This is a genomic window from Prevotella nigrescens (assembly GCF_031191185.1).
GTDB classification, from domain to species: Bacteria; Bacteroidota; Bacteroidia; order Bacteroidales; family Bacteroidaceae; genus Prevotella; species Prevotella nigrescens.
On the sequence record NZ_CP133465.1, the window covers coordinates 1,565,337 to 1,577,182 of the forward strand.

10 protein-coding genes are annotated in these 11,846 nt (G+C 45.8%); 1 reads left to right on the plus strand and 9 read right to left on the minus strand.

Annotated elements, in window-relative coordinates; genetic code table 11:
- Positions 1-179 precede the first annotated feature (179 nt).
- The 9 genes from RDV52_RS08900 to RDV52_RS08940 form a co-directional block, all read right to left on the minus strand.
- Positions 180-1,430: a nucleotide sugar dehydrogenase gene (locus RDV52_RS08900; protein ID WP_004365986.1), complete on the minus strand. Its 1,251-nt coding sequence runs from the start codon at positions 1,428-1,430 to the stop codon at positions 180-182.
- Positions 1,431-1,493: 63 nt separating this feature from the next.
- Positions 1,494-2,771: an MFS transporter gene (locus RDV52_RS08905; protein ID WP_004365985.1), complete on the minus strand. Its 1,278-nt coding sequence runs from the start codon at positions 2,769-2,771 to the stop codon at positions 1,494-1,496.
- A 44-nt stretch (positions 2,772-2,815) separates the two neighbouring features.
- The gene (locus RDV52_RS08910) at positions 2,816-4,147 is read right to left on the minus strand and encodes a SpoIID/LytB domain-containing protein (RefSeq protein ID WP_004365984.1); all 1,332 of its coding nucleotides are present in this window, start codon (positions 4,145-4,147) and stop codon (positions 2,816-2,818) included.
- Between the two features lie 13 nt (positions 4,148-4,160).
- Positions 4,161-5,015 (minus strand): DUF4922 domain-containing protein, encoded by an 855-nt coding sequence (locus RDV52_RS08915; protein WP_256593298.1) that lies wholly within the window; start codon positions 5,013-5,015, stop codon positions 4,161-4,163.
- Positions 5,016-5,056: 41 nt separating this feature from the next.
- On the minus strand, positions 5,057-6,589 hold the full coding sequence (locus RDV52_RS08920) for a glycosyltransferase family 2 protein (RefSeq protein WP_004365981.1): 1,533 nt from the start codon (positions 6,587-6,589) through the stop codon (positions 5,057-5,059).
- Positions 6,590-7,012: 423 nt separating this feature from the next.
- Positions 7,013-7,567, minus strand: a complete 555-nt coding sequence (locus RDV52_RS08925) for a DNA-3-methyladenine glycosylase I (protein WP_004365979.1) — start codon at positions 7,565-7,567, stop codon at positions 7,013-7,015.
- Positions 7,568-7,582: 15 nt separating this feature from the next.
- Positions 7,583-9,163, minus strand: coding sequence for an NAD(P)/FAD-dependent oxidoreductase (locus RDV52_RS08930; RefSeq protein WP_004365977.1), 1,581 nt, complete (start codon positions 9,161-9,163; stop codon positions 7,583-7,585).
- A 52-nt stretch (positions 9,164-9,215) separates the two neighbouring features.
- Positions 9,216-9,887 (minus strand): YggS family pyridoxal phosphate-dependent enzyme, encoded by a 672-nt coding sequence (locus tag RDV52_RS08935; protein WP_004365976.1) that lies wholly within the window; start codon positions 9,885-9,887, stop codon positions 9,216-9,218.
- Between the two features lie 35 nt (positions 9,888-9,922).
- Positions 9,923-10,405, minus strand: coding sequence for a DUF4494 domain-containing protein (locus RDV52_RS08940; protein WP_004365974.1), 483 nt, complete (start codon positions 10,403-10,405; stop codon positions 9,923-9,925).
- 184 nt (positions 10,406-10,589) lie between these two features.
- On the opposite strand from RDV52_RS08940, the gene RDV52_RS08945 reads away from it, so the two are divergent.
- Positions 10,590-11,837 (plus strand): ABC transporter permease, encoded by a 1,248-nt coding sequence (locus tag RDV52_RS08945; RefSeq protein ID WP_004365971.1) that lies wholly within the window; start codon positions 10,590-10,592, stop codon positions 11,835-11,837.
- Positions 11,838-11,846 lie beyond the last annotated feature (9 nt).

Here is an 11,846-nt window from a genome sequence, read left to right on the forward strand (position 1 = left end):
AGCATTATACAAAATAAATCATGTACAAAACGAAATATTACACAGGAAGATAAATAATACATTTCTGGCGTTTAACGTGCATAATTACTTGTTCTTTTGAAAGTGTGTTTTCTCGCCATAACACTGCTCAAACAAGTTTGTATTGCCCATTTGGCTTAGCAAAAACGTCCCTTGCTGTGTTAATCGCATTGGAAAATGTCCCTTGTATAGACTTTTTCTCTTACGTCGTCCAATGCACTGTTGTATCGGTTGGCAATGATTTCGTCGCATTCCGTCTTGAATTTTTGCAAGTCGTTCACCACCAAACTGCCAAAGAAGGTTGTGCCATCTTCGAGTGTAGGTTCGTAAATAAGCACCTTTGCGCCTTTTGCCTTTATGCGCTTCATAACTCCTTGAATAGAGCTTTGACGGAAATTATCGCTGTTCGACTTCATCGTCAATCGGTAGACGCCTATCACACATTCCTTTTCTACCGTTGGATTGTAGTTTCCCTGTTCGTTATAATCGTAATATCCAGCTTTGTTCAACACTTGGTCGGCAATGAAATCCTTGCGTGTACGGTTGCTTTCCACAATGGCTTGAATCAGGTTTTCAGGCACATTTGAATAGTTTGCCAACAGTTGCTTCGTGTCTTTTGGCAAGCAATAGCCACCATAACCGAACGATGGATTGTTGTAGAACGAGCCTATGCGGGGGTCGAGGCACACACCTTGTATTATATTGGCTGTGTTTAAGCCTTTCACTTCTGCGTATGTGTCGAGTTCGTTGAAGTAGCTTACACGCAAAGCCAAGTAGGTATTGGCAAACAATTTCACAGCTTCGGCTTCGGTCAATCCCATAAAAAGCGTTGGAATATCCTCTTTTATGGCACCCTCTTTCAAGAGTTCGGCAAACTCGTGTGCTGCTTTGTCCAATCGTTCGTCGTTCTCTGGGCGTGCAACAATAATGCGGCTGGGATATAGATTATCGTAGAGTGCCTTGCTTTCGCGTAGGAATTCGGGTGCAAAAATAATGTTTTCGCAGTTGTATTTCTGTCTTACGCTCTCGGTGTAACCCACTGGAATGGTTGATTTTATCACCATAATAGCGTTAGAGTTTACGCGTATTACTTGTTCAATCACCTCTTCAACGTGTGTCGTGTCAAAGTAGTTGCGCACTGGGTTGTAGTTCGTTGGCGTGGCAATCACGACAAAATCGGCATCACGATAAGCTGTTTCTCCGTCTAAGGTAGCCGTGAGGTGCAAGTCTTTTTCTGCTAAATATTGCTCAATGTAGTCGTCCTGAATAGGCGATAGCTTATTATTAATAAGGTCTACCTTTTTTTTTATAACGTCTACTGCCACCACGTTATGATGCTGGCTCAGCAGTGTTGCAATGCTCAGACCTACATATCCTGTTCCGGCAACTGCTATTTTATATTTCTTTTCCATACGAAGCGTTTTTTCAAATTCCTTGCAAAGATAACCATTTTTCTCACAAATGCGTGCCCATACTTATTTCACCTTCTTATCTAAGTCGCTCGTTCGCTTTAAGAAACCTGCCACGATGAATGGTAAAACATTCACGATGGCAACGATAACGAAGAAGCGTTGGTAACCCAAATATTCTTGTAGAATGCCTGTAAACCAGCCTGACGCCATTAGTGAAAAGGCTGCTGCTGCACTTGCCAAGGAAAATCGGAAGATGGAATATTTGCCTTGTGAGCAATAAAGAAGCACAAGTATGTAAGGCGTAATGCCGAAACCAAAGCCAAATTGCTCTATTGCCACGCAGATATTGATAATGGAAAGGGTGGAAACAAAGTTGTAGCTGAGGTAGATATACAGCATCTTGGGCAATGTAATGGCGCACACCATAAGCCAAAGGTTGCTCCACAGTCCTCTCTTTTGTATGGCATAGCGACCTAAAATGCTGCCTCCAATAGCGGCAAAGGCACCCACCGAGCCTTGTACAAGCCCTAATTCTTGTGGCGAAAGGCTCAATCCGCCGTTGCTTCCTGGGTCGATTAAGAACAAGGGAGCTATGCGGAAGAACATTCCTTCGGGTATTAAGAACAGCAACAGAAACGAAAGCAACGCCACATAGTTGGGCAATTGCATAAAAGTAGTTTTAGTTTCCAACCACCATCGCCTTGTCAGTCCGCTGCGAATGGGTATCGACGGTTTGTCTTGGGGGCGTGGTAACACGATTGTATGATAGATAAAGAGCAGCAAGAAGGTTATCGCCAAGAAGTAAAAGGTAGTTACCCACGATTTTTCAACGACTCTGTTCAACACCTCTAAGTTGCCTGCCAGCATCAACGGAATGCCCATTCCTACCACAATTGCCATCAGTAAGAACACAGAATGTACACTGCTGAGGCTTGGTAGCTTACGCGACATGCTGAGTTTATAGAATCTTGCCACTGCCACATCGTGTATTACGGCGGCACACGCCGTTGTAAAGATGAACAGCATAGACGCTATTTCCCAATAAGGAGTGGTAATCGACTGTGAGATACCGAACATCGAAACTGCCATCAGCAGTTCCATTGCCAACACCCAAAGCCGTTTTGTGGCATAGCCTGTAACGAATCTGCCTAACAGTGGACGCATAATGAAAGGAACAAACGCCCACGATGTAATCAGCGTAATGGTGCTATTCGACTGCCCCATGCGATTGAAGAACACCAACGACACAAGAAACACAATGACATAGGGCAACCCTCGTGTGAAATACACGGTGGGTAGCCATAGCCAAGCCTTTGTGTTTGTTTGCTCGTTTGTATTCATTTCGGTTCTTTCAGCTTTTATCTTGTCTTATTGGTGAAGCACTATTAATAGGCTTTTGTTATTTCCGCACCTTTATAATAGTGCAGTAATATTTCTTCGTACGGATAGCCTTGCTTGCCCATCATAGCAGCACCGATTTGGCAAAGTCCTACGCCGTGCCCCCAGCCAGCTCCTTTTATGATGAATTTCTGGGGTACACCGTCTTTTATATCTGCCTTTTCAACGATGAATGCCGAACTGTATAGATGGCTTTTGCTAAGTGCACGCCTTATTTCAAGCTCTTTTCCAATGATGAGGGTGCGCTCTTTGCCTACTATTTTCAGTCGGTAAATGCGCCCGCTCTTGCCCCTTGATAGTGGAACAAGGTCGATAATGTCGCCAAACTGTACTTCTAATTTCTCCTCTAAGAGTTGTTTTAATTCTGCTTGCGAGTAAGTTTGGCTCCACCGATAGAAGTCTGTTGTCTCTTGGTCGAAGTCGTTCAGCACCTGCGAGAGTACCTTTTGGTCGGTCGTATTGCAGAAAGCGTCGGGCGACGATAGTATCCACTGACGCGCAACAGCCTCATCGGTGAGGTCGGGTAGGGGTGTTGAGTCAGGCAGAGTGTCGGACAGAGCTTGCAAATAAGGCTTTTTAATGTTCTCCCAGCAATATTGAAACTCTTCGACAGCACCGCCACAGCACTTGCTGTATCGCGCATCGCAAATCTCTCCGTGGCTTGTCAGTATCTCTCCTGCTGTCTGTTGAATGGCTTCCACAACGTGTTTGTTGGCGGCTTTCGTTATGCCTTGGTAACGTTGACAATGGTCGTCGGCACACACATCAAATTGTTTGTGGTCTTCGCGGTCGTACCAACGCACAATCTCCTCATTGGTTTTGAAGAACGAGGGTTGCTTTTCAACGTTGTTGTTTTCTGCTTTTCGCTGTTCAATTTGTGCCAAAAGCCAACTGCGCGATATAACAGCGTGGGCTTTTAGTAGTTCCAACGACGAAGTTGCACGCATTTCCGAAGAGATGACACTGGTAAGATAAGTCTCAACAGGCAACTCGTTGATGGCGCAGATATTGTTGTCTTCCACTATGAAACGCAACTTTCCCAAGAATGTTTGTGCCTCTTTTCGCTCCCAATGGAAGTTTACTCCGATGGTAACATCTTCGAGTGTGAACGACGATTGAGCATCGGTTGGCTCGAAAAGCAGTTCATCGTACAATGTGTTTTCCCACAAAATACGACCTTCCGACAGCTCTACAACCTGCTTTCCAAATCGCTGCGAACCGCAAACGGTATAGGGCGCATTGAGCGAAAAAAGCAGTTTGCTTGCGCTCACGATACCTACCGAAACAATTGGCTCTTCTTTTCTGTTGCTCGTTTCCATTCTTTTTTTGTTGTTATATCCCTTTGTTTCTTATTTTTTCGGTTACTTCCTGCATTGCTTCGGTGGGAAGAACAACTTCTTTCATCACCTCCATTAGCAGTCTTTCGTCTATTCGTTCAAAGTCGGTTTGGCGTGGAAGAATGAGCAAGCCGCCCATATCCAACGCACCAGGACTAATCAGATACTGCTCGTAGCCCTCCTTTGAATAGCAATCGGGGCGGTGTTTGCGACGTGGAAACACAACAGACACCGTGTCTAACCCCTCTTTCCATACAACGATGTTCATCATTGGTTCCACCTCGTTAGCCTGTTGGGGCAGCGAATTGTACACAATGCTGAACAGTTGTGCATCGTTTTCAACGCTACGGCTTTTGATTGCAATGGCAGGATAGGCGAAATCGACAATTTCAAAGATGCCCTCCGCCTCGTTGATGCTTAATAACGGCTGTGCAGTAGCATCGAGCTTGCTCCACATTTCCTGCACGGGCAGCATACCATTCGTGCCTCCTTGGAAGTGAAGATGGTCGGGTGCGCTTGCGCCACATTTAGGACCGTTATAGAAGAACATAAGTTTTGGATACTTGTCGCTGAGTTTGTGTAAGTCGGCGTAATGTTCTTGTATAAGCTGCAGCTGGTGTTGGCGTGCTGCAATGGTGAAATGAACAGGCAGAATAGGGAAGGGATTCACCAGAATGTCGAACGTCTCACCGAACGAAACGCTGGTCTGAACCTTCGGACGGTTATCCTTGCAAAGGAAACAAGGGCGTTTGGCAATGGTTGCCTTGTCTGTTTTTGCTCCTGCACTCACTATTCTTGCAGGGTTGAACTGCACCTTTAAACCACCGTCGAATTGCTTTGTCTTCACCAATTGTAAATCACTGAACCGCTGTTTGGCATCTTCCCACTGGTTCAGTTGGTTGTAAAAAAAGGCTCTAAATTCTTTGCGCCCTCCTCTTCGCCTTGTTTGTTGAGTTGCTGACGCGCTGTCAGTTCTATTGTTCGTAAGCGGTCTTTATACAAGTTGTTGGCATTGATGCGGTCGATGCTTAACGCTGCATCGCTGTTTCCGCCCCAACGACGGCACAGATAGAGCTCTTCGTAAATGCGTCCGATGCGGAACCGGCGACTGAAAGCCAAGCCCATGGCGTAGTCTTCGCCGTAACTGGTGTTCGGGAACTGCACTTCGCGTGCCAAAGGTGTGTAGAACGCACGCGGCGCACCTAAGCCGTTGATGCGAAGCGCATTGTTGCAGCCGTTGTCTTCCGTCCACTCTGCGTGGTCTATCAGCCCCGGAGGAAGTGTGTTAAGGTCGAAATCGCACATACAGTACGAGCCTATTATCATTGCCGCCTGCTGTTCGTGGAAGGCGTCTACAATCTTTTGCAACGTCTGTTCCGATGAATAGAGGTCGTCGCTGTCCAGTTGTACGGCGAACCTACCGCAATGTTCGCTGTTCACGGCATAGTTCCAACAGCCGCCAATGCCAAGGTCGGTGCGGTTGGGAACAAGGTGTACCAACCTGTCATCGGTCTTTGCAATGTCCGAAAGTATGGCTGTCGTCTTGTCAGATGAATGATTGTCTACAACAATAACATTGTATTTGAAATCTGTTTTCTGCGCCAATGCCGATGTAACAGCGTCTCGAATGGTCTTTTCACGATTGAAAACGGGGATTATGACAGATGCTTCAACGCTGAAATCGCCGCTTGTAAAGTCGGGCTGTCTGTATTTCTTGGTGTCCACCAACCCACCTATAGTGCGCAAATGTGCTGTTGCAGCGCGTTCCATTTCTATCTGTACCTCACGATTACGGGGATTTACGTAGTCGAATTGCTTCTCTCCGCTTCGGCGCAGGTCGTCTTCTTCCTCTGTGTAAAGGTATTCGTCCAAGTGGAAAATCTTACCTTTTCTGCTTAGATATAAGCGCAAATCGTACCAGCCAGCAAACTTATAGTCAGCCTTTTCTGCTTGTTCAGCGTATGTACGGAGCAACTTCGCATCAATGAGAACCAACGAACCGAAGTCGAAATCGTCGCGAAGGCTGCCTGCTTGATAGTCAATGACAGGGTGGCGCATCACCTTTCCTGCCTCAACAGAATAGTGATCGGCATACACTAAGGCTGCTTTCGTGTCGGCAGCTACACGCACAAGTCGTGTTAAAGCGTGGTAGCCCAGAGTTATGGGCGAAGTTTTCATATAGAAAAGCACGTAGTCGGCAGTAGCATTTTGTGCCATTTTCAACATTGTTTCCGTGGAAAGAGTATTTCCAACTTGTATGTAGCCAATGCTTTCAGCCGTTTTCTCGCTAACCTTCGTACTGTCGGAAGTGAGCATAAAAACCTTTGCCACTTCGTTTTCGTTTATGAATTGCGTTGCATATTGTTGTGCTTGCTGTGCGTTTTCGCAAGGAACAAAGCAATCTATTTTATTCTTTATATCCATTAGGTTGGTTGTTTTCGGGTAAGATAATCTTATGCAAAGATAACGAAAAGGAGTGAGAAAGACGAAAGAAACGGTTAAAATTCTGTTGAATATCGGCACAAATAAAATGTAGTAGGAGGATTATGGCTGTTCGCTGAAATTCTTTTTACCTTCTATAAACTTAGGTCTGAACTTCCTGATGTGGAGGTTCAGACCTATATAATATAAGGAGGAAAAAGATTGTAAAGGTGTAAATATTTTTCACAAGCGTATCTATTGTGTAACTAACTGTACATCAATGTATTGTAAAACCTATTGTTTTGCATTCCAAAAGCGGCTGTTTTGCACGGTAAAAGTGTAGGTTTTGCGTTGCAAAAGAGCCGCTTTCGCAACGTTAAAGCGCAGTTATCACTTTTTAAGAGAATTATCTTTACAAAATCAAAGCTATTTCCGATTGTAACAATCGCAATCGGCTTGGTGGTCGTTTATGATGCCTATGGCTTGCAGGTAGCTGTAAATAATGACTGAACCAACATACTTAAAGCCACGTTTTTTCAAGTCTTTAGCCACCTTGTCGCTCAATGCGTTGCGGGTGCAGAGGCGTTTTTGGTGAGAGGGATAGACCATTGTCTTTCCTTTTGAGAACTGCCAGATGTACTTGTCGAACGAGCCAAACTCTTCTATAACGCTAAGAAAGGCCTGCGCATTGGCAATCATTGCTTCTATTTTGCGTTGGCTTTTCAGCATATTCTCGGTGTTAAGAATGTGCTGAACATCGTCAGCGGTGAAGCGAGCCACCTGCTTGAAGTCGAAATTGGCAAAGCAAAGACAGAATGTTTCTTGTTTTTTCAGCATCAGCAACCACGACAATCCGCACGACATACATTCCATTACAAGATACATAAAGAGCATTTTATCGTCGTGAACGGGTACGCCCCAACGTTCGTCGTGGTATTTTTGAAGTAATGGGTGTGTATCAGCCCAAGCGCATCGTGCCATATTTTATAAGATGTTTTATTGTTGAATGCTCGACAAATACGCACTTGCCATTTCGGCGCAACGCTCTCCGTCGATACCAGCACTGACGATTCCACCTGCATATCCCGCACCTTCGCCACAAGGGAACAAGCCTTGAAGGCGCACGTGCATGAAAGTTTCGCGGTCGCGGAGAATGCGTATGGGCGAACTGGTGCGTGTTTCCGTGGCTATCATTACAGCCTCGTTGGTAAGGAAACCGTGTGCTTGCTTGCCGAAATTCTTGAATGCCTGTTGCAGGCGAGTGGTGATATTGTCGGGCAACCAAAAGTGTAACGGACTGGAAATGAGCCCCGGCGCATAGCTCGAAGCAGGCAAATCGTACGACAAACGCTTGTTCACAAAGTCTGCCATACGCTGTGCGGGAGCGGTTTGGCGCATATTGCCCTGTTGCCAAGTGTCTTTTTCCAACTGTTCTTGAAAGTGCATCATACGCAATAAGTCGTCGCCCTCGATGTCTTCAGGATTGATTTGAACCACCATTCCAGCGTTCGACCACTTCGTTCCGCGGTTGGCTGGGCTCATTCCGTTGGTTACAATCTGTTGCGGTCCTGTTGCAGACGGAATGACGAAACCACCCGGACACATACAGAAAGAATAGACGCCACGCCCTTCTACCTGCGTTACAAAAGCATATTCGGCTGCTGGAAGATATTTTCCACGACCGTTTTTATTGTGGTATTGTATCTGGTCGATGAGTTCTGCAGGGTGTTCCAAACGCACACCGACGGCGATTCCCTTCGCTTCCATTTCGATGCTTGCCTCTTGGCAGTGCTGGTAAACATCGCGCGCCGAGTGCCCTGTGGCAAGAATAACGGCTCCTTTGAATGTCTTTTCCTGTTGTCCGCCCCCGTAAGTAGACACGGCTTTCACGCCAACAACCTTGTTGCCGTCGGTTTCCAACGCTACCATTTTTGTTTGGAAATGCACTTCTCCGCCACAAGCGAGAATGGTGTTGCGCATATTTTCAATTACTTTGGGCAGCTTGTCGGTACCGATGTGCGGGTGGGCATCGGCAAGAATGCTTGTAGATGCGCCGTGTTGGCAGAACACGTTGAGTATTTTCTCCACCGAACCACGCTTCTTGCTGCGTGTGTAAAGCTTGCCGTCAGAGTAAGCTCCTGCACCTCCTTCGCCGAAACAGTAGTTCGATTCAGGGTCTACGGTATGAGTACGGGATATTTGCGCAAGGTCTTTTTTGCGCTCACGCACATCTTTTCCACGTTCAAGAACAATGGGGCGCAAACCTAATTCCACCAATCTTAAGGCAGCAAACAGTCCGCCTGGCCCTGCTCCAACAACGATGACACGAGGCGCGTGGCTTACATCGGGATACTCTGTCTTCACAAAAGCGTCGTCGTGTGGCACTTCGTTGATGTAGACCCTTACTTTCAGGTTCACAAAAATATCACGGTGGCGAGCATCAATAGAGCGTTTCAGTGTGTGCACGTGGTTGATGGTGCGTGCGTCAATGCCTTTGTCTTTCGCAATAAACGCTTTTATGTTCTCCTCGTTGTATGCCACTTGGGGCATCACACGTATTTGATATTCTTGTATCATAATTCAGTTGGGGTTGGTTTTGTTGGGGTGTCGTTGCTTGACTTGTCGGTTATCAGTAGACACGAGGACCGAAAATGGCAGTTCCTACTCTAATCATCGTGCTGCGACAGTCTATTGCTATCTCGTAATCGCTGCTCATTCCCCACGACCGTTCCTTAAATTCGGGGTCGTCGGCAAAGTGCTTTGCTTTTACTTCGTCGAAGAAATCGGCAGCTTGGGTCATTTCTTTTCTGATTTGTTCGGTATCGTCTGTGTTCGATGCCATCATCATTAAGCCCGATATATGCACGTGTTTTAGCTCGCGCCACTCGCCTTCTTCCAATAGATTACGGCAGTCGTCAAGGCTGAATCCATACTTGGAAACCTCTTCGGCGATGTGCAATTCCAACAATACATTGATGATACGGTCGTGCTTTGCTGCCTGTTTGTTGATTTCTTTCAGCAGTTTCATTGAGTCCACTGCCTCAATCATAGAGATGTAAGGCGCAATGTACTTCACCTTGTTGGTCTGCAAATGCCCTATGAAGTGCCATTCAATGTCTGTCGGCAGCGTCTTTGCTTTGGCAGAAAGCTCCTGTTCGTGGCTCTCGCCAAATACACGTTGCCCCTCGTTGTAGGCTGCTTCGATGTATTCGTTAGGGTGAAACTTGCTGATGGCAATCAAGCGAACGCCATCGGGTAAGCCGTCCTTCACTTTGTGTAAGTTAGTTGCTACATCATACATAGTTCGGTTGTTTTATGGTATTCTACGCTCTCTTGTTATTCGTATTCAGGCTTTGCGTCAGACGCTTTCGATGCTGCCTTGTGCTCAAACACGTCCATTATCTTTGTATCGGCAATGGAAACGATGTCGTAATCAATCATTGTCTTGCCCATAACCTCGTCTACGTGCTTCACTGCTCCATTGACAGAGTGAGCCTGAACAAGGTAGGTAATGGTGGAACGCTTTTCCTTTTCGGTCCTTTCATCAATGGTAATGAATGCCAAGCGAGCCTTGAACCATTTGTCGTCGCTGTCGGCATCGCTGAAGAAAATCTCACCGTAAGCAGCTGGGGTAATCGCTTTCACGTCAAATTCGCCATTGATATAGTGCGACATTTCTTCTGTTATGGCACTCTCTGCTTCAGAAAAGCTAAGTGCTTCAACTGTGTAAGTCTCTGTAACCTTTTTGTTCTGACCATCTTCCATGGTCTTATCGTAACGCACCTTGGTCTCAAACCAAGAAGTAGTTTTGCTTCTCATTGTCTCTTTTGTTGTTTATCGGGCACTCTAAAGCGTAACCGCAAAGAATGAACCGTGTCGTTTATACTTAAATGCAAAAGTACTAAAAAAGTCTGGCTTAATGGATTTTTAATGCCATTAAAACGAAAAAAAGTTCTATCTTTGCATTCGTTTATTAAGCAAAAGAACAATAAAATACAAGCAAATGAACTTTCCTTTATTTATAGCACGAAAGATAAACGGCAACGAAGACAAAGGTAGAAAGGTATCTAAACCCGCCATTCGCATTGCTACGCTTGGTGTTGCAATCGGTCTTGCTGTAATGATAGTGTCTGTTTGTGTTGTTCTTGGTTTCAAACATACTATCCGTGATAAGGTCGTAGGCTTTGGCAGCCATATCACGGTGGCTAATTTCAATTCCTTTCAGCGTTCAGAGAATTACCCCATTGTAGTGAACGACAGTCTGAAGCGTGCCTTGATGCAAACGCAAGGTGTGCGCCACGTGCAGCGTTATGCCTACACACAGGGCATCTTAAAGACCGATGACGACTTCCTTGGTGTAATGCTGAAAGGTGTGGGAAGCGATTTTGACTCTACCTTTATACATCAAAATATGGTTGCGGGCAGCATTCCAGCGTTCTCAGATGTAAAGAGTCAGCAGAAAATATTGCTTTCAAAAGCCATTGCAGAGAAGCTTGATTTGAAGGTGGGGGATAGGATTTATGCCTACTTTGTGAACGAACAGGGAGTGCGTACTCGCCGTTTTACCATTTCGGGCATCTACGAAACCAACTTGAAACAGTTCGATTCGCAGATTTGTTTCACCGATTTGTATACTACAAACAAGCTGAATGGCTGGCAGACAGAGCAGTGTAGCGGGGCAGAAGTGCAGGTAAACGACTTTGAACAGCTCGATGCCGTCGCCTTGAACATATTGAATAAGGTGAAAGGAAAGACCGACCGATATGGCGACAGTTATTCGACAGCCACGATAATGGAGCAAAATCTGCAGATATTCTCGTGGCTCGACCTTATGGATTTGAACGTTTGGATAATCCTCGCACTTATGGTTTCAGTTGCAGGAGTAACGATGATTTCGGGTTTGCTCATCATTATCTTGGAGCGCACGCAGATGATTGGTATTATGAAAGCAATGGGAACAAAGAACGCCCAGATACGCCACATCTTCCTATGGTTTGCTACTTTCATCATTGGAAAAGGCTTGCTGTGGGGCAATCTCGTGGGTTTAGGACTGGTATTCTTGCAGAAATACACTGGTCTTGTTACGCTCGACCCTAAGACATACTATGTCAGCACTGTCCCAGTCGAACTCAATGTGCTGCTTATATTGGCTTTAAACCTTGCCACCTTATTAATATGTGTCTTTGTTCTCATTGCGCCAAGCTATCTGATTAGCCACATTCACCCTGCCAAAACGATGCATTACGAATAACGGAAAGCC